The sequence below is a fragment of the Roseibacillus persicicus genome (genome assembly GCF_014651675.1).
In the GTDB taxonomy this organism is placed as follows: Bacteria; Verrucomicrobiota; Verrucomicrobiia; order Verrucomicrobiales; family Akkermansiaceae; genus Roseibacillus; species Roseibacillus persicicus.
In genome coordinates this window covers 51,130-76,821 of the sequence record NZ_BMXI01000006.1, presented here as the reverse complement: position 1 = coordinate 76,821, position 25,692 = coordinate 51,130, and the positions used below count along the sequence as shown (strand labels likewise).

The following is a 25,692-nucleotide window of genomic DNA, read 5'->3' as shown; positions in this document are numbered from 1 at the left end:
AGCACTTGGTCATTTTTCTTACCTTTTTGACTCACGTAATTGTTCTAACTGATGAAATTCACAGACTATTGCACGATTTCCTCGCGACGTTCTAGCAGAGTAGGGTTCCCCTCACGATTCCTAATAATTAAAGTCACCCGCCTTTTTACGTCACCCGACCAGCCTGTGCTTTCCAATCGGGTTGTTGGACTATTGGCGGTGATGCGGTGCCCGTGTTGGGCAAACTCCTCCTCGGTCATGTAGACCGCCCCCTGAGGACCGGCTGCAGCTTCGGGTCCTTGAAAAGGTTGATCATCCTCAGTGCCCCGAATCCCATCCGGACCTCGAACCGTTTCGGGGATGATATCGGCGTCATCGATCGACACATTGAGCACGCGGGCCAACTTCTCCGCGCTCGCCTCATTCACATCGAGACCACTCTGGGTCCAGACCGTGAACCAGTCCTGCCAGTTGGGATTCACCCGCTCCAAGACGTCCATGCCCCTCACGAAGCGCATTTCGTCCAAACTGTAAAAAGGACGGTTAAAGGGACGGTCCAGAAAGCCCAGGCTCTCGTAGTACGGAGCTTCCGCACCATTGAGTTCCTCGGTATCACCCGCGTCCACCCAGTCGACGAGAGCATCCGCGAGGGCTTGGGCTTCTTCCAGCTCCATCCCCCAATCGAAAAAGAGTTCACGCAGCCAGCCCTTGTCATCGGCCACGGGATCCTGATTACTCAGAAGCAAATTGATGTCGAGCTTGTCGGCCTCGGACTCAATCTGGCAGCTGAATCCTTCGGTCCCGCCTTCCATCACCTGGCGCAGAATCGGGTCATCACGTTGCACCACGGGATTGGCTCCCACCGCGATGCCCATCTCCGCAAAGTGCCGCGCTCGCGTGCCCTGCGTCTGGGAAGCAACCAGGTCGCTTTCAAATTTGACCAAAGTAATCACGGAAAACAGGGCAATCCCGAGGATGGAAAGCAGCCAAAAGACCGCCACCATCGTTGAGCCTCGATTCCTCTGCCGCGCGCCCTTCATCGTGTTCCTCCTCCCGGAATGCTTGGAGTCGCCCCGCCTTGGCCCGGGGTTGGGGTTGGCGTGGTGGTGGTTCCTGTCCCTTGCTGCTGTTGATTGATACTCCGCATCAAGGCGGCGGGATTGGTCTTGGGCGGAATCCAGAAGTAGTGAATGACCTCTTCCCCATTGGGCTCGAACACGGCATTGAGCTCAATCTGCAAGGGAAGTCGCCCCTGAATATCCCAATCGCTAATCCATTCCATCGTGCGAGAGTCCAGCACCCGCAGCTCGAAGCGCCAGATATCGCGATACAGAATGATAGACCCCGCAGGTTCCTGCCTGTCCTCAGCAAGGCTGTCTTCATCATCCAGAAGAGGCTCCTCGTAGTATTCCAACACCACATTCACACCCCCACTGGGAACGGGCACCGTAGTCAGGACAATCGCCTGAGCAGAGATAGGCTGCCCCGCAAAGGCAAAGGACACGGGGGCGTTCTGGATCGTTAAGGTCGGGAGAAAGCGCTGCGAAGTGTCCTGAGTCACCAGCTCCACCACCGCATTACCGGGCAATTGCTCGAAGTTCCGGCCCAGAAAGTTCAGAAACGCCTCCCGCCGGGTTTGGTAGCGGCCCTCTTCCACCACCTTTTCAGCCAGACTCATCGAGCCCGTGGCAATGGCGAAGATTCCGCTCAACAAGGCCGCGGCGAGACCCATTGCCAGAATCACCTCCAGCAAAAGATAGCCTTTGGGTTGGGTAAAATTATTGCCGGTATAGCCGCGCATATCGCCAGGTTTCAGTGGTTTGACTTTGATCCATGCCGTCCGCCCGCCAATAGGCAGTGACTTGGATGCGAAACATATTGGAGAGCACTTGGCCGTCTTGATTCTCCATTTCCTCGATGGGCTCGATCACGGTTTCGATCTCCACCCCCAGCTCCGCCAGCTCGCGGGTCTCCGTCCCCTCTTCCAGATTCGGCACCGACATCGCCCGACGCAATTCACTATCGAGAATGCGCGAGAGCCTTTGCCCACGATGAAGCTCAAAGGTGAGATTCCCCACATCATTGATGGCCACCACCATCGCGGTGCCGACAATAGCAAAGAGCGAAACCGCGATGAGGACCTCCATCATCACGAAGCCACGTTTTGGGGAAAAATTAATCATAGATCTCGCTGAACTCGTCAGCCACTCGGGCAGTTAAAGGGTCCATTTCCAATTCGGTCCAACTTTCGCCAATCTCCAGTCGCAAGGAAATCGGCTCGCACAGACCGCTTTGCTCAAAGTTCCAGAAGATGACCGGGTCTTCCGGCTTTTCCTGATGAAACCAGGCTTGCTGGGCCGCCCCCCACCGTCGCACGAAGACCTCCATTCCATCTGGGAAAGTGTATGAATCATAGTCGACAATCAGCGATTGAATCTCGTTGGCATCAGCCTCTTCCTCATCATAAGATGCGCCCAACTCGTCACTGGGGCCGCTGGTATCAACCGTCGTGAGCTCTGCCCCTTGCAAAATCACCTGATTCCGCTCGAACCGCAACCAAAACGGCTTCTGGTGCAGGATCGCCATGGTGTGCCCCCGGGCGGAAAGAGCTTCCAACGAGACCGTCGCCTTCTTCATGCGCTCCGACGGACTGTCGGGCTTGTATTGCATGAAGACGAAGCTCACCAGCAGCGCCACCAGACTGAGCGTGACCATCATCTCCAGCAGGGTGAATCCACCTTGCCGGGAGCGTGACGGCCTAGTCTTGACTGCTGATATCATCTTCGTTGTCAAAAATGCCGTCAGGACCGGCGGAAATCACCTCCGGAGTGCTGGCATCCTTGCTGCCGGGGTAAACATACTTGAGCTCCTTGCCCCAGGGATCGGTGGGAACTTCGTCGTAGAGAGAGTTGTAACGCTTCGGCACGGGCGCCATCGAGGGCTTGGTCACGAGAGCTTGCAAGCCCTGAGCCTGCGAGGGATACATCCCTCCCAGCATCCGGTATTCCCGCAACTTGGTCTCGACCCCCTTCACGAGAGTCTCGGACATCTTGATGTTGGCAGTGTCACTGGATTTGCCCACCACCGCAACCGCGACGGAGAGAATGAGTCCAATAATGCCGAGTACCACAATCATCTCCAAAAGGGAGAATCCGCGGGCGTGAGAAGCGTGAAGAGTCTTTTTGCCTGTTCCTTTCATATCTATCAATGGTTTGTGCTGTGCCAACACAGTCTATGCAGGATGAAACGCCCGCGAAATGAAAAGTTGTCAGCAATTTTTGGCCTCAGCTCCCACCCTAGGGGCAAACAGCTTCCCCAGCCGTCTCTCACTCTCTTTTTCTACAAAAAAAAACCGGCAACTCGAAGAGTGCCGGGTCTCAAAGGTTCAATCGAGTCGGACCTACTCAGGAGCCGGCGTGCCAGCTTCCTGAATCAAGTAGAACGCCTTCCCAGCAGGAGGAGCAGTATCGGTGTAAGTGCCCGAAGCCACTCCAGCACCATTGGTCGCCTCTCCCCAAGTCGTCAAATCCGTGCTCACATAGATGTCCGAAGACCCAGAAGCCGTGAAGTTAATCACAAACTGCCCAGCCGAGTAGGAACAATCGGAGATGGCGACGATGTAGTCGGAAGGCTCTGTCACTTCGAAGTATCCCAAATAATTTGTATCACCGTCGACGGCCGCCTCCACCGTCGCCAAGTCGATTTCCCCCCAAACCGAGGGATAGTCCAAGAAGCTGGAAGCAGCCACCAAATCCCAACCCGTATCGAGACTCAGACGGACCAAGCTCTTATTCGACGCATCGCTAGCCGCCAAACTCACCGCATCAGCAATATTTGAAGGATTGAGAGCGCCGCTGTAAAGAACCACAGAATCGTCTCCGTTGAAGTTGGCCACACCGCTATCAGTCACATCAGCAACTCCTGCAGGAGTATCCGCGCTGCCATGGGCGACAACGAACGACTCTCCAGCAGCCAGAGTGACTTCGGAAAGGTCGAAGGCTGAAGACGATCCACCGGTCGCCGTCTTCCAAGATTCCCGATTGCCGTTAGCCCACAAAGTCAATTGCCAGCCAGCCAAGGTGATGGAAGACGAACCAACATTCGTCAGCTCAATGAACTTATTGAACGATGTGCCTTCGGAATATTGGGTAATCAGAACATCCGAAGCACCAATTGTGGACTCATCGTCCGCGACCGACACGGTGGCAGTTCCGTCCTCAAAGCCAGTAGCACTGGCGGTCAAGAGAACCTCCTGCAACCCGTCCTCATCCATGTCATCGACGGCATCCAACATGACCGTCAACTCCTCCTCACCTGCCGCAAAACTCAAAGTGGCAGATTGGAAGACCACTTCAGTCGGGTCTGCGCTTGAGAGAGTAACAGTGAGCGGATCTGTCGAATTGTTGACACGGGTCACAGTCGCGGTCGCAACTCCGGCACCGTCTGCTTCCGAGAAGAAAGTAGTGTCGAGTTCAATTCTAAGCCGGTCAATGAAAACGCCATTCGTTTGACCGGGGGTTGCCGACGAAGCCGGCTGCGGAGCAAACTCGATCAAGCTTGCGGTCGTTCCCCCGTCGGAATCCAAATAATAACCAGCAGGCGAATTAAAACCATCGTTGATCGTAATATCAGCAACCGTAGGGGCTCCCGCATTATTTGCCTGATTAGTAGCATCGTCGTCCTGACTGAACACTGTGAAGACAGCATTGTCGTCCGCGTCAAAAAGGATCATTGTAATATCAAACAGTCCAAACCCTGGCTCAACCTGCAGATCGGGAGTAATCCCATAAATGCTCTCGAAGACAGAATCACCCGCAAGATAAAATTCGCCCGGAGCCAAAAGAACAGGACTACCGGAAGGGATGGTGAACGAACCAAGAAGGTTTCCGAAATTTACGGTATCACCGGTATCACTGCCATAGGCCTTCACTGACCACCCCGCCAAATCAACAGCAGTCCCTTGGTTGTTATAAAGCTCTACAAACTGAGGGTCGTCTCCCCCGGCCTTCACCTGCATTTCGTTGATAACGATCTCGGGAAGTTCCAAGTCATCGTCTGCAACGAAGACATCAACAGTACCATCCTGATAACCGCTTGCGGACGCAGTTACAACGACGGTCTGAAGGCCATCGATATCCATATCGTCGACAGCATCCAATTCAAAGGCAACGAAGTCATCACCGTCCACAATCGTAACAGTGGTCGGGCCATCCAGCTCCGTCACGTCACTGATCCCAATCGTGATTACTAAATCGCCAACAACAGGCTCAGGAACAATGATTTCACCAAAGATGACTCCCTCCCCATCCCCCTCGCTCACGGAGGAAGGATCCAAGGTCAACGTAAGCTTGGGGAGAGTAAAGTTGGTTTCGCCCGGAGTTGGCTCCTTTGTTTCGAAGGTTTCCGAACCATCCGGATTTCGCTGGATCGATTCAACAGTGTGCAGAGAGTTGGCTGACTCGTCATACTGTGTCGTTTCGCCAAGAGCAGTAAGAAGACCGGTCGCGTCGGGGTCACTGGCCCCGTATACCAAGGCATCGACCAAATCGGCGCCGCCGAGAGGAGCAGTCTCTGTCTCGGCGATATACGCGGCAGCGGTCGCTCCGTTGTAGAGTCCAACACCGTCCGGACCATTTTGAATCGAACCATCAGGAATCACGATATCCACGTTCGGCACCGCCGCGTTTCCAATCACTAGAAAGTCTCCCGCAGCAATTGAAGCAGCACCCAAGTCAACGGTCTGGTATTCCGAATCATTGCTTCCGTTGAAAAAAACAAGCGCGTGGCCAGTCAAAGCGACGGCCTCAGATCCGGCATTGTAAAGCTCCACAAACTCAGCGGTATCAGAACTCGGAGTGTCGGAGTCGATCTCATTAATTACTATCTGCGAAAAGGCCGCCGGGGCCGCCAGTGCCGCCGTCAGGCCGTAAAAGTATTTCATTTTCATGGGGAATTGTGGGGTATCTAAAGCAGTTGCCCAGCGCGGACCTCAGCACGAACCGGGCCGATTGGCGATTCAATTCCGTACCGCCCCTGTGACAAATCTGTGACAAAATTCCCATAAACCACTTACCCTGAATACTCAAAACAAAAAAGGGCGCTCTCGTGGCGCCCTTCAGTTTTAAGGAAATCAGCCCAAATCAAGGTGCTTCTGCCCCGGCCTCCTGAACCAGGTAAAAGGCTTTTCCTGCCGGAGGATTCTCATCGAGATAAGCCCCGGTTCCCACCCCTTCCCCGCCATTCGCGAGCTCCCAGGTCACCAAATCCGAGGACACATAGACGTCGGACGATCCTGTTGCCTCGAAGGTCACGGTGGCTCCTTCTGGGTTAATCGCGAAACCGGTGACTTCCACCGCATACTCGACCCCGGCCGTGAATGTGAACGCCGACGGAATCAAGTCAGGACCGGCATCCTCCCGCGCATCGCTGGCAGTAAAGCCGCTCGAAGAAAAGAGCTGCCCTTTCAAGCTTTCCAGACTGCCTTGGATCGAGCCCGTATAGACCGCATTCTCGCTCCCGGGCTCGATCGATACAGCCCCTTCGCTCGCGAGCGCGGCAGGCAAGGATGAGGTCGCCGAATCGACGGCCTCACTATTCCACGCACCGTTGAGCTGAATTCCAGCCAGGAACGTGGGATTGTCGCTGTCTCCCTGATAGGCAAAAATCTGGTCTCCGCTTTCCCCCAAGTCGATACCACCACTCGCCGCGGTGCCCACGTCGGGTTCGTTTTCGGTGAAAGTGACCACCGTGCCTGCGGGAACATCCGCAATGGCCAACCAAGTCATCTGACCGTCGCCTTCTTCGATGAGGAACTCGCCGTTCGTATGCCAGCCATAGTCAGTGAAAGTGATCCGGGTTCCCGCATAAATCTCGCTCAAAGCGACAAAGGCAAAGACTTCCGGCTGGTCGGTGATCGCGGCCACGAAGGCGATGTCACACACTTGGAGGTCTGGAATATCAGCATCCAGCACCGTTGCCTCGCTCGCAGCCGAGAGAAGACCGGAAGCACTCGCCGTAATCCGGACCAGACTCAGTCCATCCCGAACCCCGTCCTGCTGAGGAACTCCAGCAAAGGTGACCGAGGCCTGCCCGTCTGGAATCACCACCGTGCCAGGGAGAACCAACTCGGTGGTGTCGTCACTGAAAAGAGTCACCGTGACATCTCCCACGGTGTCGGGGATGCGCGACACGGTGAAGGTGATCACTTCCGTGGAATCCTCCTCGATGAGCTCGCGATCGCGACTCAGCAGCAAGCGGGGCGCGACCACATTGCTGACCGTCGGGGTCGCGGAAGGCGCTCTTTCCCCGAAGCCAACCAGCTCCAGCGAATTGCTCGCCTCTCCCCCATCCGAGGTGAGGTAGTAACCCGCCGGACTGTCCTCTCCAGCGGACGAGGCAAAGACTTCGGCGGCAAGGGCCGTGCCCTCGGAATTCGGAACCGCATCGAGTTCGCCATCCTCAATCAGAGCGGAGAAGACAATGCCGCCTCCCCCGTTCAGGAGAACCATACACGTGTCCTCATCCGGCAAATCCAAGCCCGAAACCGTTTGATCGAGATTCACTCCATATACGCTCGTGACCTGGGGATTCCCAATCGTGAAAAACCCCTTCGCGGGAATCGAACCACTGGCGATGGTGAAGCTCTGCTGGAGAGCACCGAACCCACCCTCCGGATCGGCGGCATAGAATTCGACCTGAAATCCATCGAGCGTCACCCCGGTATTGCCGGAATTGTAGAGCTCAACGAACTCGGGACCGTTGCTTTCCTCTCCCTTCAACAAGACCTCGTTAACGACGAGAGTGGGATAGCTCAACTCATCATCCGCGACAATGAGGGTGGCTTTTCCAGTCTGATAGGAAGGCTCACCTCCCGGACCGGTGTCTTCTGAAATCTCAAACTCGATAAAGCCATCTCCTTCAATCGAAGTATTGGGAATGGTATCGATCGAGAATGAAATTTGGTCGACCCCCACCCCGAAGAAAGCAGTTGTTGGTGGCGCAGAAATTCGAGTCAGCGACCCCGTGGAAATGATGTTTACGCTCAAGGAAGAATCCAAACTGCCCTCCCGGGTCACGACGATGGTCGAAGCTCCAGCCCCCGCATCCTCGTCCACCTGCACCGGACTGGGCACGACTTTAATCCTCGGGAGCTGGGTATTGGTCTGACCCGGTGACGGTGCGGCCGCGATGAAATTGAAACCTCCGTCCGGGTTGCGCTGAATCGACTGCAGGGATTTCTCGCCATTCAGATCCTCATCCGGCTGGTCGCTGGGTGGGAAGACCGAGCTCAAGGAACTATCCTCCTCAGTTCCACCCCGATAGATGATAAAGTCGACCAGATCCAAATTGTCGACCGGGCCTGTTCGCGTTCCGGCAACAAACTCCTCGGCAGTCAACCCACTGTAGAGAGCCACCGCATCGGTTCCATTCTGGATATGGTCGGTCTCCGCGCCCGGCCCGAAGGAAAGGTCGACATTGGCCACCCCACTGTCCCCCACCACAAAGTATCCCGACGGGCTAAAGGAATACCCGTCCAAATCCATCACCCGATAGGCCGAATCCGAGCCGTCGGCTCCATTGAAGAACACGAGGGCATAGCCGTTCAAACTCGCATCTCCAGGTCCAGGGACCTGATAGAGCTCGACAAATTCGGCGTTGTCAGTCCCGGGAGTATCGGCATCGATCTCATTGAGAAGAACCTCGCCTGACAGAGAGGCAAATCCTACGATAGTTAAGATCCCAATGATATCCGTTGTGTCATACATTCCTGCTCCTTAAATTAATTGTGACTTTTTGGCAAGCACGCAGTCAACGAGTTACGAGAGAAAAAGCGGGTTCTCCCGCGAGGCCCCAGAACCGATCCGGAAAATCTATCAGAAAAAGAACCCGAGTGCGTCATCACTTGTCCAACTCGGATCACCCTCTCTTCGCATTTTGGAGATTGTCTCATGAGGCTGCGTCCGCTTGGTTAGTTGGCACGCAAATCCATGAGCAAAAACATCGAAACTCACCTCCACGAAAAGAGGATCTTCAAGCCCAGCAAAGAGTTTTCCAAACAAGCCCGCATCTCCTCGATGGCAGAGTATAAAGCCCTCTATCAAGAGTCCATCGACAAGCCGTCCACCTTCTGGGCTCGCGAAGCCAAAGAACTGTCCTGGCAGAAGAAGTGGACCAAGGTTCTCAACTGGAAAGCGCCTTTCGCCGAGTGGTTCGTGGGCGGCAAGCTCAATGTCAGCGAGAGCTGCCTCGACCAACACCTGAGCACCCACCGACGCAACAAGGCCGCCATCATCTGGGAGGGAGAGCCCGGCGAAACCCGCACCCTCACCTACCTGCAACTGCATCGCGAGGTCTGCATTTTTTCCAACATTCTTTTGAAACAAGGCATCAAGGCCAAGGACCGGGTCATCATCTACATGCCCATGGTGCCCGAGGCCGCGGTTGCCATGTTGGCCTGCGCCCGCATCGGAGCCGTCCACTCCGTCGTATTTGGCGGATTCTCGGCAGACTCCATCGCGGATCGCATCGAGGACTCTGGAGCTACCGCAGTCATCACGGCCGACGGAGGCTATCGTCGGGGCAAAGTGGTTCCTTTGAAAGACAGCGTGGATGCGGCCTTGGAAAAACAGTCCGGCGTCAAGACCGTGATCGTTCACCAGCGCACAGGCGGCAAGATTGCGATGAAGAAAGGTCGCGATGTCTATTGGCATGAGGAAGCGGCTCAGGTCTCATCCGTCCACGAGGCCAAGGCCTTTGACTCGGAGCACCCTCTCTTTATTCTCTACACCTCCGGTTCAACCGGCAAACCCAAGGGAATCCTCCACAGCAGTGCGGGCTATCTCACCGGGGCCTACACCACCTGCAAGTATATCTTCGATATGCGCGATGATGACGTCTACTGGTGCACCGCGGATGTCGGCTGGATCACCGGACACACCTACATTGTCTATGGCCCCTTGGCCAACGGAGTGACCCAGGTGATGTATGAAGGGGCTCCCAACTACCCGGACTTTGGCCGCTTCTGGGACATGGTGGAGCGCCACAAGGTCTCCATCTTCTACACTGCCCCCACCGCCATCCGTGCCTTTATTAAAGCTGGTGATCATTTCCCCGAGAAACACGATCTCTCCTCCCTGCGCCTCCTCGGAACCGTTGGCGAGCCCATCAATCCGGAAGCCTGGATGTGGTATCACGAGAAAATCGGCGGCGAACGCTGCCCCATCGTCGACACCTGGTGGCAAACCGAGACCGGAGCGATCATGATCTCCCCGCTCCCCGGTGTCACCCCGACTATCCCCGGAACCGCGACCTTGCCCTTCTTTGGCGTCGATGCCGCCATTCTCGATGAAAATGGAAATGAATGTGGTCCGAACGAAGGCGGCAAGCTGGTCATTCGCAAGCCTTGGCCCTCCATGACCCGCACCATCTACAAGGACAAGGCCCGCTTCCGCAAAACTTACTGGAAGGACTACGAAGGCAAATACACCGCCGGAGATGGTGCTTTCCGCGACCGCAAAGGCAACTTCTGGATCGTCGGACGCCTCGACGATGTCCTCAACGTCTCCGGACACCGCTTGGGAACCGCCGAAGTGGAATCCGCTCTCGTTGAACACAATTCCGTGGCTGAAGCGGCCGTCGTGGGCCGCCCCCACGAAATCAAAGGACAGGGAATCGTGGCCTTTGTGACCTTGAAAGAAGGCGTCCTCGATAGCCCGGAGCTCAATCAGGAACTCCGGACGCATGTCGCCCAAGCCATTGGAGCCATCGCTCGGCCAGATGAAATTCACTTCGCTCCCGCTCTACCGAAAACACGCTCGGGCAAGATCATGCGCCGCCTGCTGAAGGAGCTGGTATCATCCGGCAAAGTTTCTGGCAACATTACGACCCTGGAGGATGTCCAAGTGATTGAGGCCTTGCAAAAAAGCATCGCTCAAGCCAATTCCTGAACACATGACTCGAACCGGTTTCTTACTTGCGAAGCTACTCACCAGCTTCGGTATTGCCCCCCTTGAAAAATATCGCATGTCGGCTGCGTTTGAGGCCCACCTCATGCGCGATGCCGAAGTCATCATCGGCGAACTCGCTTGGGACAACCTGGAAAGCGTCGAAGATGTTTCGACCGAGTACTGGAAACTCCGCAAACTCACCAAGAAGCATGACGAGCTCGAAGAGAAAATCGAATCGCTGGAGATCCAGCTCGACGACTCCCAAGAAGCCCGCGCACGCGCCCTTGAAGATGTGGCTGAAGCGACCAAAGACAAGGTGGAAGCCCGGGACAAGGTGGCCGACAGCATCGACCGCCTGCACCAGGAGCGCGAGGACATTCAAAAGGATGGTCGCTCAGTCAAACGCGCCCACTCCGGCCTGAAAACCAAGCTGGAATTTCTGTTGGAGGAGTCCGATGGAGAAATGACTCCGGAGGCCAGTGCCACTCAGCAGGAACTCAAACTGAAACGCATCCAGTTCGAGAAAATCAAGGACCGCCGCAACGTCATCGACGGGCGCATCACGGAATTGCAAAAGGACCTCCACGCTCTCAACGAGGAGATCGAAAAGGAGAACAAGATCATCCGCGAGCGAGCTGAAGGTCAGTTCGGTAAAATTGGAAAGATCAACAAGGAACTGACCAGCCTGAGCAACCTGCTCGGAGCCATCGACACGGAACGGACCGAACTTTGCTCCGAAGTGGGCAAGTTCATCATCCAGAACGCAAAGGACCCGCAGATTCGAGAGGCCGTGAAGTCTCATCGCGGACTACTCAGCTTAATCGAAGAGGTTCGCGCCTCAACCTTCCGCCATCGGAAGGTCATCGGTCACTAGGGCCCGAGGAGGCTGGAGGAGACCCGACTCTTCCCGAACTTTCCCCGCTTTCTTTTAACAAAAGCAGGGAAAGTCACGGCGGGGTCCATCAACTCTCGCCCAAGACCGCGTTCTTGAGAGCAAGAGCATTCTCCAGCGCCTGTTCGCCCAGGAAGTTGGCGTGGCCACACTTGCGCAGCCCCTTGCTGCTCGTCTTCCCATAGAGATGCCAGGTCGCATTCTCTTGGAGAGCCAGCTTCTCAAAAAGACCTTCGCCACGCCACATATCGCCGAGTAAATTCAGCATTACGACGGGGCAAAAGAGTCGACTGCTTCCCAAGGAAAGACCGACCACCGCACGAAGCTGCTGCTCGAACTGCGAAGTCTCGCACGCGTCCATGGTGTGATGCCCCGAGTTGTGCGGACGGGGCGCCATCTCGTTGACGATGAGCCCCTCGCTCTCGGAGACAAAGAACTCCACGCCCATGATGCCGCGATACTCCAGCCCCTCGGCCAGCTTCTTGGCCAGCTCCTGAGCTTGCGCGACAACCTGCGCATCCACCCGCGCGGGGACAATGGAGTAATCAAGCACGTGCTCGCGATGAACATTCTCCGCCACATCGTAGACCTCCATCGCGCCATCGGCACCACGCGCGACCATCACGGAAATTTCGCACTCGAAGGGAATCCACTTTTCCAACACCGCACGGGGAAAGTCGAAGTCCGCCCAGACCATTTCCCAGTCCATGCCTTCGTGCACCCGAATCTGGCCTTTGCCATCGTAGCCAAAGGCCGCCGTTTTCAGCACCCCTTTGCCACCTAATTCGGTCACGCCTGCAGCCAGGTCGGCGGCGGTCTCAATTACGCGGAAGGGCGCACAGGGAATCCCCTTTCCCTGCAGGAACAGCTTTTCGCGTTCGCGGTTCTGACAAATCGCCACCGCTTCGGGACGGGGATGAATCCCCACCGCCGCATCCACCGCACGCAGCACATCGTGGTCGATGTTCTCGAACTCGACCGTGGCGACATCCACCTGCTCCACGAAGTAGGCTTGCGCCTCGGCATCGGAAAACGGCTTCAGAATCACCTCATCCGCCACCCCTTGCGTCGGTTCCGCGACCTCGCTGCCGCTCCACACCACCGTGCGATAGCCCAGACGACGGGCCTCCAGACACAACATGCGGCCCAACTGTCCACCGCCCAAAATCCCCAGCGTTCCTCCCGGTAAAATCATGCTCACTTCGAAAAAAAAAGAATCAGTCCTCTGGCGGCAGCGTTTTGGCAAGCACGGTATCGCGCTGATCGTCCCGGAATTTCAGCAACTTGTCGCGCAACCCCTCGTCCCCGTTGGCGAGAATCGACACTGCCGAGAGCCCCGCATTGGCCGCCCCGGCCTCACCGATCGCAAAAGTCGCCACCGGAATTCCCTTGGGCATTTGCACGATGGAAAGCAGCGAGTCCATCCCGCTGAGAGCCTTCGAGCGCACCGGAACCCCGAGCACAGGCACAATGGTGGATGCGGCGATCATGCCGGGCAAATGCGCGGCCCCACCTGCTCCCGCGATGATGCACTTTAGCCCACGCTCCATCGCGCTGCCCGCGTATTCCATCAACAAATCCGGAGTGCGGTGGGCGCTGACCACCTTGGCCTCGTAGGAGACCCCAAATTCTTCCAAGACCTCCACGGCCTTTACCATTGTGGGCCAATCCGAGTCACTTCCCATGACGACTCCCACCTGAACATCTGCTGCCATGCCTCCAGCCTGTGCAATCGCCACCAGACCGACAAGGGCAAGTTTCGCCAACTGAAGTCCGAAAACCGCGCCCCTCGGCAGTAGACTCTCACCAACTCTTCAATTGCCTATCAATCACTCATAATGCTGCTGCACAATCGCCCCAATTCCCGACATACTCTTCAACCAATGAGACTCTCTACCAACCGCCGCCGGTTTCTCGCCACTTGCGCTGCCGCGACCCCCGCTCTACTCGCGGGACAGGAAAAAGAAGCCGCTCCCAAGCTCAAGGGCAACATTAAGCAAGTGATTGCCGCCTGGCCTTTCAATAAAGCCGCCGGCTGGACCTACCAACAGCTCATCAAACATGCGCAAGATCTCGGGGTCGCAGGAATCGAGCTCTTTCCCGCCGAGGATCTCCCACTCCTCAAAGGCACCGGTCTGGTCTGCGGAGCCACCAAGTCCCACACCTTTGTCCGCGGAATGAACAACAAGGGACACCACGCGGAATGCTTCGAGATTCTGGAAAAGACCATCAAAGCGACTTCCGAAGCGGGCTTTCCCAACGTCATGACTTTCACCGGACTTCTGGATACCTCCCAGGAACCCAACGGCAGCGTGGTCACTCGCGAGGAAGGGTTCGAAAACTGTGTGGCCGGCTATCGCAAAATCGCCCCCATCGCGGAGAAGGCCGGCGTCACCCTCGTGCTGGAACCTCTCAATACCCGCAACGACGAAGCGATGAAAGGACACCCCGGCTATCAGGGCGACCACATCGACGAATGCGTGGAAATCATCAAGGCGGTGAATTCCCCCGGGCTGCGGCTCCTCTTCGACGCCTATCACATCCAAGTCATGGATGGCGACCTCATTAAGCGCTTCGAGCAGCACAAGGACCTCATCGCCCACGTCCAAGTCGCCGGCAATCCCGGTCGAGGCGAAATCGGCGACGAGCAGGAAATCAACTATCGCGGGCTCATGAAAGCCATCTTGAAAAGTGGCTACACCGGCTACGTAGGCCACGAGTGGATCCCCACTGGCGATGCCTTGGAAGGATTACAAAATGCCGTGTCCATTTGCGACGTTTGAAGACATGACTCTCACAGAAAATCTCATCATGATAAAACTCCTCACAACCCTCGCCCTCCTGGCCCCTCTTTCGTCAGTCCAAGCCGAAGTTGCCGGCAGCCGTCCCAACATCGTGTTCATGCTCTCCGATGACATGGGGTGGAACGAACCGGGCTTCAATGGCGGTGACGCCTTTCACACCCCTCATATCGACAAGCTGCGCAAAGAAGGCACCAGCTACACCCGCTTTTATGTCCACGCCGTTTGTGCCCCCACCCGCGCGGCCTTTCTAACCGGTCGCTATGCTTTCCGGACCTGGAGCGACTGGCGCTCGGAGGACTTTGGCAAGCCCAGCTATCTCGCAATGCTCGACATGGAGTTGGCCAAGAATGAAGCAGGCGAGGAAACCCGCCGCATTCATGCCGTCCCCACCGAGGAACGCACCGTGTCCGAGGCCCTCAAGGAAACGGGCTACACCACCGCCTTGATCGGCAAGTGGCATTGCGGCGAGTGGCTTCCCGAGCACCTTCCCATGGGTCAGGGCTTCGACCACCAATACGGTCACTATGCTTGGGGCATCGACTACAACAACTACACCATCCCCCACAACGCCCCCGCCCGCTACGCGGTCTATGACTGGCATCGCGACCAGAAGCCCGTCTACGAACAAGGTTACACCACCGACCTAATCGCGAATGAGACCGTCCGCCTCATTGGCGAGCAAAGCAAAGACCAACCCTTCTTCTTCTACGTGCCCTTCAACGCGGTACACGGTCCCTTGGAAGAAATCCCCCGTTACACCGACAAGCTCGACAAGCGCTATGCGGCCCTCAAGTGTCTCGATGATGCGGTGGGACGAATCGTGGGCGCAGTGGACCAGGCGGGATTCGGCGACAACACCCTCGTCATCTTTGCCAATGACAACGGCGGCCTGCGCGAAGAGATGAACGCTCCCTACCGTGGCACTAAGAACACGAACTACGAAGGCGGCGTGCGCGTTCCTTGCGTGATGCGTTGGCCCGACAAACTGCCAGCTGGCGGAGAAAGCGAAGCTCTCTTCCACATTGTCGATCTCTACAACACCTTCGTTACCCTCGGAGGCGGCAGCCTGAAGCAAGAGCGCCCCCTCGACGGCATGAACATGGTGCCCACCCTCTTCGACAAAGCCGAGAGCCCCCGCGAGGAAATCATCTTCGAGGTCTCTGGCTCCGTGCGCTTCCCCGCCATGCTGCGCGGGAAATACAAGCTCATCGGAGAAGAGCTCTACGATCTGGAGGCCGACCCTAGCGAGAAGACCGACATCGCAGCCCAGCATCCGGAAATCGTGAAGGAGCTGAAGGCCCGCCTCGAATCCGCTGGCGAAGAGCGCCCGCCCCTGGAAGGCATGGACCGGCTCATGAGCCCGGCTCTCCCCTGGGTCTACGGTCAGGAGGAAAATGCCAATGCGCCGCAGTGGGTGAAGGACCACGTGCAAAAAGTGCGCGACACCCAGCCCAAAGAATGGGCTCCGGGAACAACCCCATGGCCCCAAGCCCCCAAGGACGGCAAAATCATCTACACCGGCGACGGACGTTAATCTGCCGGGACGAGGTCGACAGCCCCCACCGGCAGTCCAGACCTCCCCCCTTTCCAATCAAGAATTTCCCGCTCGAGGCCTGGCTTCGGCGGGATTTCTTGTGTCTAGGGAGACCGGCTCTTCCCCCCGGCTCACCTCACTGGGAGAAAGGCCGAAGAAAGACTTAAATGCCCGACTAAAATCATTGAATTGGGAATACCCCAATTGCAGCGCGACCTCTTTCACCAACAAGTCGCCTTCCACAAGTCGATCGTGTGCCCACTGCAATTTTAGTTTCTGGATGAAGGCGGCGGGACTCATTCCCACTCGCTCTTTGAATAAGCGGTGCAAAGAAGACTGCGACACATTGAGATAATCACACAAACGCGCGACGGGCTTCTTACTATCCAGATGAGCCAGTATCCAATCTTGGGCCTGCTCGAGTCGATCCTGGGAAGGAGCCTCGGGATCTCCCTCTAACAGCCTTTGCATCAGAACTTCGAACCCCATTCGACAGCTCTCAAAATACTTCTCGCTCAATCCATCTGTCGCCACAGCCTCCCGCCGGCACAGCTCATGGTTTCGGACGAATGGCTCTTGCCGCGTCTTGGTCAGATTGAATTTTTGAAAGCCATTTTCTTCACAACCAGCCTGCTCTCCCAGCCTCAGTTCATCCCACATCCACAACACGAACTTGCATTGGCTCCCCTGCCTACGGGTCCATCCAAAGGGGCACTCCGGGCCAATCAGCATGAGCACTCCTCGCGGCAACTCAATCTTCTCACCCCGCACGATAATCTCGGGATGACCCTCTTGAATCAAAAGACTGACCCATCCTTCGTGTCGGCAGGGAGGCAGATTCTCCTCGGAGAACTCTCGCCTTCCCCAAGCGAGATACCGCAAGGACCAATCCTTCCCCTCTCCTGCTTGCCAGAATGACCGGTCCCGACGCGGCAAATAGAGGTTTCTCGAAGGCTCACTCAGCATAGCATTAGAAGTCAGCTGAATTTCCCTGCGACTTCAAGAGCATTGTTACGCGATGTTGGTCGTGACAGCTTTTTTCAATGAACAGGGCGTCCTCTCCTCCAGCAGAATCTCTTCTGCAAGACTATAGCCTCGTCGGCGCCCAGACGCAGCGAGCCATTGATGAAGGACTCGCCGAAGCGGACTGGTATACTTCCCCGATTTCACGCCAGGATCTCAAAACCGTGCTTACCCGCAAGGACTGGCCTACCCTGCGGGACTGCGCGATCTACTTCGGCCTCATTGCAATCTTCGGCTATCTCACTTTCAGCCTCTGGGGCAGTTGGTGGGCTTTGCTGCCCATGATGTGTTACGGAATCCTGTGGGCCTCTGCTTCCGATGCCCGCTGGCATGAGGCTGGCCACGGCACGGCCTTCAAAACAGATTGGCTAAACAATGCGCTGTATGAAATCGCATCCTTCATGGTCCTCCGCGAATCCATTCCTTGGCGTTGGAGCCACACCCGCCACCATAGCGACACCATCATCGTCGGCCGCGACCCCGAGATCGCGGTCCCCCGCCCACCCAATCTGAAAAACATGTTCCTGAAGTGCTTCAACTTCCAGGCATTCCGGCGCTACCTCAAGAACATCACTCTCCACTGCAAGGGCCAGGTCACCCCCGAGGAAGCGACTTTCATCCCCGAGTCCGAACATCCCAAAGTCTTTCTCCGCGCCCGAATCTATGCCGCCATCTATCTGACTCTCTTCGCCCTCGCCATCCTCTATCAGACATGGCTCCCGTTCGTCTTCGTCCTCGGGCCCAACCTCTACGGGGCTTGGCTCATGGCGGTCTACGGATGGACCCAGCATGCGGGCCTTGCCGAGAACGTTCTCGATCACCGGCTCAATTGCCGGACGATCAAGATGAACTTCATCAACCGTTTTCTCTACTGGAACATGAACTACCACCTCGAGCATCACATGTTCCCGCTCGTTCCCTACCACCAACTTCCCAAACTTCACCAGTTGATCAAGGACGACTGCCCCCAGCCCTACCCCAGCCTCATCGCCGCCTATCGGGAAATCATCCCCACTGTTCTCAGGCAGATCAAGGACCCTGGCTACTATGTGAAGAAAGCCCTCCCCGCCACGGCCCGGCCCATTGGCACCATCCCCAACAATGACCCCATCACCGCCGAACAACCTGAAGAAGCCAATAGCTGGGTCAAGGTTTGTGATGCCAGCCTCCTCGAGCCCAACGACGTCATTCGATATGACCACAAGGGACACACCTATGCAATTTACCAAAGCGACGAGAACACCTTTCATGCCACCGACGGCATCTGCACCCACGGGAACACCCACCTCGCGGATGGCTTGGTAAAAGGTCAAATCGTCGAGTGCCCCAAACACAACGGACGATTCAATCTCTCTGATGGAGCACCTGTCCGCCCTCCCGCCTGCGTTGCACTCAAGACCTACCCAGTCGAGATTCGAGATGGACACATTTTCCTCTGTTTGCACCCCACCCCATCACAGCAAGCCAAGCAGGAAAGGACCCATCGCTTCACTGTCGTCAGCAACAGCAATGTCGCCACTTACATCAAGGAGCTTGTCCTCGAGCCCGAGACTCCTGACGACCTCCCAGCCTACCAACCAGGCCAGTACATGCAGTTAGACATCCCCGCTTACGACGAGATTTCTTTCGAAGAAATCGCGGTCTCTCCCCTCTTCCATGAGACTTGGAACGACCACCATGTCTACGACTGCAAAGCCCGCAACACCCTCGAGACGAGACGCAACTACTCCCTCGCCACCGCGCCGCAACACGAACCCGACCACCTCAAATTCAACATCCGAATCGCCACTCCTCCCCGCGGTCAGCTCTGCAGTGCGGGGGTGGGCTCCACCTACATCCATCGTCTCAAACCAGGAGACACGGTTACTGCCATTGGTCCCTTCGGGGACTTCCTCCTCAAGGAAAGCGACCGCGAAATGATCTACTTGGGTGGGGGTGCCGGCATGGCGCCTCTGCGCTCCCACCTCCTCCATTTGTTCGAGACCCTGCAGACCAACCGCAAGGTCAGCTTCTGGTATGGCGCCCGCTCGCGCCAGGAGGTTTTCTACCTTGAGGAGTTTCGAAAACTCGAGGCCCGCTTTCCCAACTTTACCTTCCATCTCGCCCTCTCCGAACCCCAACCGGAAGACCATTGGGACGGGCCCACGGGTTTCATTCACGAACATCTGCGCAACGACTACCTGGAGTCCCACCCATCCCTTCGGGAAGTCGAATTCTACCTGTGCGGTCCTCCAGTCATGTTGCAGGCAGCCCAGCGCATGCTTTCCGAAGAGTTCTCGATTGCCGAGGAACAGATCGCCTACGACGAATTCTAATCTAACAAACCTTTATACCAAAATGCACCTCAGAACCTTCGGCTCCACCGGCATCCCTGTCCACCCCATCGCTTTTGGAGCCATGCGGATTCAGCCTGACTCCCGGGGAATCTCGGAAACTCTCCTTCATGCTCTCGAACGTGGGGTCAACTTCATCGATACCGCGCGCAACTACGGCTCCAGCGAAGAAGTGGTGGCAAAGACCCTCAAAGAATGGAAAGGTAAACGGCCCTATATCGCCACCAAGGTCAAACCCAAGGACATCACCAACTGGCGCTCCTATGTCCCTATCGAGGAACAATTCACGCCCGCCAGCATCCGCGAGTCGGTGGAAACCAGCCTGAGAACGCTCGAGGTCGACTGCCTGGACCTCATTCAGCTGCACCAATGGTATTATCTCTGGTCGCACCGCTCTGAATGGCTGGAGACCCTCCATCAATTGCGCGAGGAGGGAAAAGTCCGCCATCTCGGTGTCAGCGCGCAGGACCATGAGCACGACGCGGTGTTAAAGTTGGTTGACGATCAGCTGGTCGACTCGGTGCAAATCATCATTAATGCGTTTGAGTCCCGGCCCTTTGTGAGTTGCATTCCACTCTGCGAGGAAAGACAGGTCGGACTCATCGCCCGCTGCATCTTTGATCACTCGGGCTCACTTGCTACCGGAGGAAGCCGCGAGACCCTTGCCAATGATGTGAAGCTTTCCAACGCCTCCCCCAAGCTTGTAACGGAATACCTGAATCGAATTCACCGACTCCAAGAAGACTGCTGCGATTCCTCCATGGACCTCAACGAACTTTCCATCCGCTTTGCCTTGAGCCAGCCAGGAACCTCCGTCCTCGCCCTTTCGCTAAGCTCAGCCAAACGGGTCGATCGCGCAATTGCTGCAGCCGAGAAAGGTCCGCTCCCCGACGAGCTCTTCCAAAGGATCTGCCGGGACCATGTCTGGGTGAAAAACTTCTACTACTTCAGCAAAGCCACCGTCGATGGCAACCCCGGCCGATAACTCTTCATGCGCACCCAAGTCAGCTTCATCTTCGACGACGGCTTTGCAAAAAGCTGCCGCCGAATCGCCGAAATATTCGAAGCTCGGAATCTTCAAGCCACCTTTGCCGTCCTCGCCAACCCCGTGGGATTCCTGGACGAGTATCCCAAGGGTAATTTCAAGTTCTGGAACGAGCTGCAGGCACGTGGCCACCACATCAATCCACACGGCTACGACCACAGCGATCTCTCTGCCCTCAGCTTCCCTGAAGCGACGCGCAAGATCGATCAGTGCCTCCAATACTTCGAGGACCATCTTGAGAATTTCGACCCAAGCCTGACGACCTACCCTTTAACCTACAATCGATCCACTCCCGAGATTGAGGATTACTTGTTAGAAAGAGTTAGCGCAATCCGAACCTGCGGCAAGAAGGGACTCCCGACGAGCGGCCTCAATCACGTGACCGATCTTCAGCGCCGCACATTCACCTCCGCCTGGCACGGCCCGGACTTCTGCGACACCCACCTGTTGGATCATTTGAAAATGGCCGAGAACTCGGACGCCCCCCTCTTTCTCTATATGCTCCACGGTCTCGATGACGAAGGCTGGGGCCCACTGCGTCAGGAAGGCCTTTTGAACGCGCTCGACTACATCGCCGAGTCCAGTTCTCTCTTCTACGCCCCGCTCGACCAGATCACTGCATCCCTTACGCCATGAACAATCCCATCCACACCGCCATCATCGGCTACGGCCGCAGCGCCCGATTTTTGCATGCCACCGGCTTGCTAGGAAACCCGCAGGCCTTCCAAGTGGTCGCCGTTACAAGCCGATCCGAGCCCAGCCTAGCGCAAGCCCGCGCTGACTTCGATTGCCCCACCTTTACCGACTACCACCGAATGCTACGCGAGTGCGAAATTGACCTCGTCGTCATAGTCACACGCAACGATCAGCATTGTGAGATGGCCTGCCACGTTCTCGCTGCCGGTTGCCACACCCTGATCACCAAACCGTTGGGAATCACCCGCGAAGAGGTCGCTCGGATCTACGGCACCGCCGAGCAGGCTGGCAAAAAGGTCTTCCCCTTTTTACCCGCACGTTGGGGCACGGACTATCGACGAATTCGCGAAATCATCGAGTCCGGAGAAATCGGCCGGGTCTTTGCCATTCATCGCTCCGTCTACGGCTTCGCAACCCGCGACGACTGGCAAACCGAAAGCAAATTTGGTGGTGGAATCATCCTGAACTGGGGAGCCCACCTCATCGAACCGCCCATGCTTCTGGCCAACAGCAAGCCGAAGCACCTCTTTGGCTCTTGCGCCCAAGTCCTCAATCCCGGAGATGCGGAGGACACGTTCTACTCCCTCATCACGATGGAGAATGGCGTTCGAGTTCACTCCCAGTGGTCCTTCTCCCCCCAAGCCCTTCCCCATTGGTTCGTGCAAGGCACCGGCGGCTGCATCATTGGCAACGACACCAAGCTGGAGATCACGACCGGCATCCCCACCCGGCCAGCCGACCCTACCAAGTTCAAGGACATGGAGGGCGAAGGAGCAGAAACCCGCAGCGAAACTGTTGGCGACGATCTCTACGGCGACCCGGTCGAAATCTACCGCGACGTTGCCGCCGACCTACTCGATGACCATCCTTACTCCGTCACGCGGGATGAGGCCATTCGACTGAGCTCCATCTTTGACGGCATCAAGAAGTCCCAACAGCAAGAAACCCTCATTCCACTCTCATGATTAAACTCACAGGATTCGCAGACGAAGCCGCCAATGAAATCGAAGGCCAGATCCGCGCCATCAAGACCCTCGGCTGGTCCCACCTGGAACTCCGCGCTATCAATGGTCAGAACATCACCGACATCCCGGAGGCTGACTTTGAGAATGTCGCCGAACAACTCGAAACCCATCAAATCAAGGTCAACGCCTTGGGTTCCACCATTTGCAATTGGGGAAAGTCCATACTCGAACCGATGGACCGCGACTGGGAGGAGATTGAGCGGGCCATTCCCCGTATGAAAGCCCTCGGCACCAAACACATCCGCATCATGAGCTACGCCGTCCTGCGCGACCGCGATGCCCGGGACCAGATGGTTGAAGAACGTGTGGACCGTCTGCGACGGGTCGTGGATCGGTTCGCCGAAGAAGGGCTCGAAGCCCTCCATGAGAACTGTGCCAACTACGGAGGCATGGGATGGCCTTTCACGATGGAACTTCTTGAAAAGGTTCCAGGACTGAAGCTCATCTTCGACACCGCGAATCCCGCCACCACTCTCGACCGCACGAAACCCGCTCCACATCCACCACAATCTTCTTGGGAATTCTATCAACAGGTTCGCCAGCACATTGCCCACGTCCACATCAAGGACGGCCGCTTCCTCCGTGACAACCCCGAGTCCGTCTTTGAAGATGCCGACTATGTCTGGCCGGGCGAAGGAGATGGTGAGGTCGTCAAAATTGTAGGCGATCTGCACCAGACCGGCTACGAAGGTTTTTTGAGCATCGAGCCCCACCTCTCGGTGGTCTTTCACGATGAGAGCCTGTCCGCCTCAGACCAGGCACGCTTCGATAGCTTCATCGAATACGGCAAACGGATGGAGCGCATTCTCGAACAAATCAAAGCCCCCCAAATACCATGAAGTTCAAAGCTCTTGCCGCGCTCTTTTTGTTCGCCCTATTAATGGGCCCCGGACCTGGAGCCATGCTCATTGACGGCACCGCCGAGAATCCTGCCATCTGGTTTGGCATCCCGGCCCTCTATCTCTGGACCCTCCTTTGGTTCGCCGTGATGGCGGGCTGCGTGGTCACAGCCGCCCAGACAATCTGGAAAAACGATGCCGAATAACACCCGCCCATGATTCTTTCCTCCTCAAGCAACCTCGGCAACACTCCCTACTTCGTTCTGGGCGGTTACCTCATCCTGCTCCTTGCCCTGGGGGTCTTCTCCCTACTCAAAAGCCGTGCCGCCAAGGACGCAGAAGCGGACTACTACCTGGCCGGACGTGGGCAGGGAATCCTGGTCACGTCCCTCACCATCATGGCCACCTATTTCTCAGGCTTCGCCATTCTCACCTTTCCGGGATGGGTCTATAGCAATGGAGTCTCTCCAATGCTCTATGCCCTCAATCTACCCGTTGCAGCGGCGGCCATCTACCTCATCGGAGATCGCATCCGGGCAGCTGGTCACAAGCACGGCTTCATCACCCCGGCCGACATGATCGTCCATCATTATGGCGAGTCCCGGATGCTCCGTTTCCTGGTGGTTCTCACCGGCGCGCTCTACGCCATTCCCTACATCATTATGCAGGTCAAGGCAGGAGGCGAACTGGCGGAGGGCCTTTTCAAAGACACTCCCCCTTTCGTCCTCCTCGGCACCGAGATTACGATTTACGATACCGGGGTCTTCGCTCTCGCTCTGATCACGATGGTCTATGTTCTCATCGGTGGCATGCGCTCCGTTGCGTGGACCGACGTGGTGCAGGGTCTCCTTCTGCTCACCGCCATGCTGGTATCCGGAATTGCCATCTTTCACGCGCTCGATGGCCCCGCCAACTACTTTCAAAAAGTGTCCCAACTCGACGGAAAATTTCTCACCATGCCGGAACCTGGCGCGCCATTCAATGCCACCGCCGCTCTCACCTTCTGTCTCTTCGCCTCCCTCGCCTCGGTGATTCAGCCGTCGCAATGGATGCGCTTTTATTCGGCCCGAGATCGGGACACGCTCCGAAAGACTTCCATCATCTTCTCCACCATTTTGCCCGTCTGCTTCTTGATGGGTGTCTTTCTAGTCGGACTCGGGGGACAAGTCCTCTATCCCACCGGCTCCGAAGAAGCGGCAACCCATCTCGCCCGCCCCGACCAGATCGTTATCGCAGTCATCACCGAGACCCTGCCCGCCATGCTCGGCTCGTTTGGAGTCTTTATTGTCACCCTGATTCTTGTCGCGGTCATGGCGGCCTCCATGTCTACCGCCGACTCCGCACTGCATGCGCTCTCCGGAATCGTCACTCGCGATGTCTACAAGCCGCTTCGCCCGCGCTCAACGGAATCAGAACGCACTTGGGTCGGGCGCATTGTTATCGTGGTCGCTACGATCGCCTCGGCTTACATTGCCCATAGCCTGGCCGACTCTCCCTTCCTATCGACTATCGCCCAGTTCTTTTTTCTAGCGATGGCATTTTCCGCGCAGTTGCTTCCCATCACCATCGATATGCTTTTTCTCAAAAAAGGAACCCTCACGGGGGCGGTTTCCGGGCTAGCAGCCGGAATCATGACCGTGTTCCTTTTCCCCGGACTCAGCCCCCTGCTCTTCGGAGAGGACGCGAGCATCGTGGAACTGACCACCGAGCTCAAGTCTCACCTCGATGTGGGCTTCTGCGGCCTGGTCGTAAACGTCTTGGTCTTCATCGTTGTTACCAAATGGTCTGCCCGCCAGCAGAGCTCTTAAGAGCCTTTCAATAGCAGAAACTCATCTGAGGCGCTCGCTTCAGTTGCCTGCCTTCGCCTCCCAGATTTTGCCAACAACTTCATACAAGGTCCCATCATGCGCTTTCAACTCCGGTCTCACGAAGGGAAAGAAATCATTCATGCCGAACCACGCCTCGGTCGCTTCCGCAAAGTATTCCTTGTGATCGGTCAGGGCGTAATGTCGCACCTTCTTTCCGCTGATATGAAGAACCTCTTCGTAGTCTCCTTTCTCCTGCGCTTTGGCGAAAGCCTCAACGATTGGGGGAAAGTCCCAGCCTAGAACTTGATCGTGATAAGCGTGGGCAAGCTCGTGAAGAACAACCGAAGGCTGCTGAAAGACATGCCTCTCCTCAATGAAAAAAGACGCTTTGGAAATGTGCACGCATTTGCCCAACTGCGGGTCATATCCATTCTCCTCCAACCAGCCCACTGAGGGATGATATTGGGCTGCGCGTAGTTTGGGATGTTCGTCCAGCACAATGGTCACCTTCTGCAAATCAAGCAGTTGCCTTTCAGGAACGAGAAGAGCAATGCGGATGAGACTCGCTTCCAGCAACGCGTGCGCCTTGACACCCAAGCCTTCGTAGAGATCGCCCTCGGGCAACAGACGTTCATTCACCCGAACGGTCCAGCCACGGAGTTGCTGCTCCTGATAGACAAGGGAGGGCTCCTTCTCCTCAGCGGCCGAGAGAGAGAACGTAAGCAAAAGCGAAAGGCTCAGAATTAATCGATTCATCGGAACACACCT

Annotated in this window: 22 protein-coding genes; 11 read left to right on the top strand and 11 right to left on the bottom strand. The window is 56.5% G+C overall.

All coding sequences use genetic code 11. The features are described from left to right. Positions 1 to 65: 65 nt before the first annotated feature. From IE099_RS08330 to IE099_RS08300, 7 genes are all read right to left on the bottom strand, one after another. Complete coding sequence (locus IE099_RS08330) at positions 66 to 1,019, bottom strand: type II secretion system minor pseudopilin (RefSeq protein ID WP_189569456.1); 954 nt, start codon at positions 1,017 to 1,019, stop codon at positions 66 to 68. Beyond that, a complete protein-coding gene (locus tag IE099_RS08325) occupies positions 1,016 to 1,780 on the bottom strand; it encodes a hypothetical protein (protein WP_189569455.1) in 765 nt (254 codons plus the stop codon). The genes IE099_RS08330 and IE099_RS08325 overlap by 4 nt, the downstream gene beginning before the upstream one ends. Continuing rightward, positions 1,758 to 2,162: a PulJ/GspJ family protein gene (locus IE099_RS08320; RefSeq protein WP_189569454.1), complete on the bottom strand. Its 405-nt coding sequence runs from the start codon at positions 2,160 to 2,162 to the stop codon at positions 1,758 to 1,760. The genes IE099_RS08325 and IE099_RS08320 overlap by 23 nt, the downstream gene beginning before the upstream one ends. Next, on the bottom strand, positions 2,155 to 2,760 hold the full coding sequence (locus tag IE099_RS08315) for a pilus assembly FimT family protein (RefSeq protein ID WP_189569453.1): 606 nt from the start codon (positions 2,758 to 2,760) through the stop codon (positions 2,155 to 2,157). Before IE099_RS08315 ends, IE099_RS08320 begins: the two co-directional genes overlap by 8 nt. Then, positions 2,738 to 3,178 (bottom strand): type II secretion system major pseudopilin GspG, encoded by a 441-nt coding sequence (gspG, locus tag IE099_RS08310; RefSeq protein WP_189569452.1) that lies wholly within the window; start codon positions 3,176 to 3,178, stop codon positions 2,738 to 2,740. Before gspG ends, IE099_RS08315 begins: the two co-directional genes overlap by 23 nt. Before the next feature lie 201 nt (positions 3,179 to 3,379). Beyond that, positions 3,380 to 5,926 carry a lamin tail domain-containing protein gene (locus IE099_RS08305; RefSeq protein ID WP_189569451.1) on the bottom strand — a complete coding sequence of 849 codons (2,547 nt, stop codon included), beginning with the start codon at positions 5,924 to 5,926 and terminating at the stop codon, positions 3,380 to 3,382. Positions 5,927 to 6,119: 193 nt separating this feature from the next. Further along, positions 6,120 to 8,744 carry a lamin tail domain-containing protein gene (locus IE099_RS08300; protein ID WP_189569450.1) on the bottom strand — a complete coding sequence of 875 codons (2,625 nt, stop codon included), beginning with the start codon at positions 8,742 to 8,744 and terminating at the stop codon, positions 6,120 to 6,122. A 222-nt stretch (positions 8,745 to 8,966) separates the two neighbouring features. On the opposite strand from IE099_RS08300, the gene acs reads away from it, so the two are divergent. After that, positions 8,967 to 10,925 carry an acetate--CoA ligase gene (acs, locus tag IE099_RS08295; RefSeq protein WP_189569449.1) on the top strand — a complete coding sequence of 653 codons (1,959 nt, stop codon included), beginning with the start codon at positions 8,967 to 8,969 and terminating at the stop codon, positions 10,923 to 10,925. A 4-nt stretch (positions 10,926 to 10,929) separates the two neighbouring features. After that, positions 10,930 to 11,799, top strand: a complete 870-nt coding sequence (locus tag IE099_RS08290; protein WP_189569448.1) for a hypothetical protein — start codon at positions 10,930 to 10,932, stop codon at positions 11,797 to 11,799. Between the two features lie 88 nt (positions 11,800 to 11,887). Here IE099_RS08290 and IE099_RS08285 read toward each other — a convergent pair whose 3' ends face one another. After that, entirely contained in the window at positions 11,888 to 13,012 is a 1,125-nt protein-coding gene (locus IE099_RS08285; protein WP_229809456.1) for a 5-(carboxyamino)imidazole ribonucleotide synthase, read from the bottom strand. Positions 13,013 to 13,034: 22 nt separating this feature from the next. Further along, positions 13,035 to 13,532, bottom strand: a complete 498-nt coding sequence (purE, locus tag IE099_RS08280; RefSeq protein ID WP_189569608.1) for a 5-(carboxyamino)imidazole ribonucleotide mutase — start codon at positions 13,530 to 13,532, stop codon at positions 13,035 to 13,037. 168 nt (positions 13,533 to 13,700) lie between these two features. Between purE and IE099_RS08275 the strand changes: the two genes are divergently transcribed. Both IE099_RS08275 and IE099_RS08270 read left to right on the top strand, forming a co-directional pair. After that, positions 13,701 to 14,600, top strand: coding sequence for a TIM barrel protein (locus IE099_RS08275; protein ID WP_189569446.1), 900 nt, complete (start codon positions 13,701 to 13,703; stop codon positions 14,598 to 14,600). 28 nt (positions 14,601 to 14,628) lie between these two features. Next, entirely contained in the window at positions 14,629 to 16,155 is a 1,527-nt protein-coding gene (locus IE099_RS08270; RefSeq protein WP_189569445.1) for an arylsulfatase B, read from the top strand. Between the two features lie 57 nt (positions 16,156 to 16,212). On the opposite strand, the gene IE099_RS08265 is transcribed toward IE099_RS08270, so the two are convergent. Next, the gene (locus IE099_RS08265) at positions 16,213 to 17,121 is read right to left on the bottom strand and encodes a helix-turn-helix domain-containing protein (protein WP_189569444.1); all 909 of its coding nucleotides are present in this window, start codon (positions 17,119 to 17,121) and stop codon (positions 16,213 to 16,215) included. A 77-nt stretch (positions 17,122 to 17,198) separates the two neighbouring features. Here IE099_RS08265 and nqrF point away from each other — a divergent pair, with 77 nt between their 5' ends. Genes nqrF through IE099_RS08230 form a run of 7 tightly spaced genes read left to right on the top strand, consistent with a single transcriptional unit; the run spans position 17,199 to position 24,924 of the window. Continuing rightward, complete coding sequence (gene nqrF, locus IE099_RS08260; protein WP_189569443.1) at positions 17,199 to 19,493, top strand: NADH:ubiquinone reductase (Na(+)-transporting) subunit F; 2,295 nt, start codon at positions 17,199 to 17,201, stop codon at positions 19,491 to 19,493. 22 nt (positions 19,494 to 19,515) lie between these two features. Continuing rightward, positions 19,516 to 20,496, top strand: a complete 981-nt coding sequence (locus IE099_RS08255) for an aldo/keto reductase (protein WP_189569442.1) — start codon at positions 19,516 to 19,518, stop codon at positions 20,494 to 20,496. 6 nt (positions 20,497 to 20,502) lie between these two features. Further along, positions 20,503 to 21,192, top strand: a complete 690-nt coding sequence (locus tag IE099_RS08250) for a polysaccharide deacetylase family protein (protein ID WP_189569441.1) — start codon at positions 20,503 to 20,505, stop codon at positions 21,190 to 21,192. Continuing rightward, positions 21,189 to 22,217, top strand: a complete 1,029-nt coding sequence (locus IE099_RS08245; protein ID WP_189569440.1) for a Gfo/Idh/MocA family protein — start codon at positions 21,189 to 21,191, stop codon at positions 22,215 to 22,217. The genes IE099_RS08250 and IE099_RS08245 overlap by 4 nt, the downstream gene beginning before the upstream one ends. After that, complete coding sequence (locus tag IE099_RS08240) at positions 22,214 to 23,116, top strand: sugar phosphate isomerase/epimerase family protein (RefSeq protein WP_229809445.1); 903 nt, start codon at positions 22,214 to 22,216, stop codon at positions 23,114 to 23,116. Before IE099_RS08245 ends, IE099_RS08240 begins: the two co-directional genes overlap by 4 nt. Further along, positions 23,113 to 23,322: a hypothetical protein gene (locus IE099_RS08235; protein WP_189569439.1), complete on the top strand. Its 210-nt coding sequence runs from the start codon at positions 23,113 to 23,115 to the stop codon at positions 23,320 to 23,322. Before IE099_RS08240 ends, IE099_RS08235 begins: the two co-directional genes overlap by 4 nt. 9 nt (positions 23,323 to 23,331) lie before the next feature. Next, positions 23,332 to 24,924, top strand: coding sequence for a sodium:solute symporter family protein (locus IE099_RS08230; protein WP_189569438.1), 1,593 nt, complete (start codon positions 23,332 to 23,334; stop codon positions 24,922 to 24,924). A gap of 39 nt (positions 24,925 to 24,963) precedes the next feature. On the opposite strand, the gene IE099_RS08225 is transcribed toward IE099_RS08230, so the two are convergent. After that, positions 24,964 to 25,680 (bottom strand): metallopeptidase, encoded by a 717-nt coding sequence (locus IE099_RS08225; protein WP_189569437.1) that lies wholly within the window; start codon positions 25,678 to 25,680, stop codon positions 24,964 to 24,966. Between the last annotated feature and the right edge of the window lie 12 nt (positions 25,681 to 25,692).

Coding starts and splice junctions, on each gene's coding strand:
- IE099_RS08330 (WP_189569456.1), bottom strand. CDS start 1,019: ATGAAGGGCGCGCGGCAGAGGAATCGAGGCTCAACGATGGTGGCGGTC.
- IE099_RS08325 (WP_189569455.1), bottom strand. CDS start 1,780: ATGCGCGGCTATACCGGCAATAATTTTACCCAACCCAAAGGCTATCTT.
- IE099_RS08320 (WP_189569454.1), bottom strand. CDS start 2,162: ATGATTAATTTTTCCCCAAAACGTGGCTTCGTGATGATGGAGGTCCTC.
- IE099_RS08315 (WP_189569453.1), bottom strand. CDS start 2,760: ATGATATCAGCAGTCAAGACTAGGCCGTCACGCTCCCGGCAAGGTGGA.
- gspG (WP_189569452.1), bottom strand. CDS start 3,178: ATGAAAGGAACAGGCAAAAAGACTCTTCACGCTTCTCACGCCCGCGGA.
- IE099_RS08305 (WP_189569451.1), bottom strand. CDS start 5,926: ATGAAAATGAAATACTTTTACGGCCTGACGGCGGCACTGGCGGCCCCG.
- IE099_RS08300 (WP_189569450.1), bottom strand. CDS start 8,744: ATGTATGACACAACGGATATCATTGGGATCTTAACTATCGTAGGATTT.
- acs (WP_189569449.1), top strand. CDS start 8,967: ATGAGCAAAAACATCGAAACTCACCTCCACGAAAAGAGGATCTTCAAG.
- IE099_RS08290 (WP_189569448.1), top strand. CDS start 10,930: ATGACTCGAACCGGTTTCTTACTTGCGAAGCTACTCACCAGCTTCGGT.
- IE099_RS08285 (WP_229809456.1), bottom strand. CDS start 13,012: ATGATTTTACCGGGAGGAACGCTGGGGATTTTGGGCGGTGGACAGTTG.
- purE (WP_189569608.1), bottom strand. CDS start 13,532: ATGGCAGCAGATGTTCAGGTGGGAGTCGTCATGGGAAGTGACTCGGAT.
- IE099_RS08275 (WP_189569446.1), top strand. CDS start 13,701: ATGAGACTCTCTACCAACCGCCGCCGGTTTCTCGCCACTTGCGCTGCC.
- IE099_RS08270 (WP_189569445.1), top strand. CDS start 14,629: ATGATAAAACTCCTCACAACCCTCGCCCTCCTGGCCCCTCTTTCGTCA.
- IE099_RS08265 (WP_189569444.1), bottom strand. CDS start 17,121: ATGCTGAGTGAGCCTTCGAGAAACCTCTATTTGCCGCGTCGGGACCGG.
- nqrF (WP_189569443.1), top strand. CDS start 17,199: ATGAACAGGGCGTCCTCTCCTCCAGCAGAATCTCTTCTGCAAGACTAT.
- IE099_RS08255 (WP_189569442.1), top strand. CDS start 19,516: ATGCACCTCAGAACCTTCGGCTCCACCGGCATCCCTGTCCACCCCATC.
- IE099_RS08250 (WP_189569441.1), top strand. CDS start 20,503: ATGCGCACCCAAGTCAGCTTCATCTTCGACGACGGCTTTGCAAAAAGC.
- IE099_RS08245 (WP_189569440.1), top strand. CDS start 21,189: ATGAACAATCCCATCCACACCGCCATCATCGGCTACGGCCGCAGCGCC.
- IE099_RS08240 (WP_229809445.1), top strand. CDS start 22,214: ATGATTAAACTCACAGGATTCGCAGACGAAGCCGCCAATGAAATCGAA.
- IE099_RS08235 (WP_189569439.1), top strand. CDS start 23,113: ATGAAGTTCAAAGCTCTTGCCGCGCTCTTTTTGTTCGCCCTATTAATG.
- IE099_RS08230 (WP_189569438.1), top strand. CDS start 23,332: ATGATTCTTTCCTCCTCAAGCAACCTCGGCAACACTCCCTACTTCGTT.
- IE099_RS08225 (WP_189569437.1), bottom strand. CDS start 25,680: ATGAATCGATTAATTCTGAGCCTTTCGCTTTTGCTTACGTTCTCTCTC.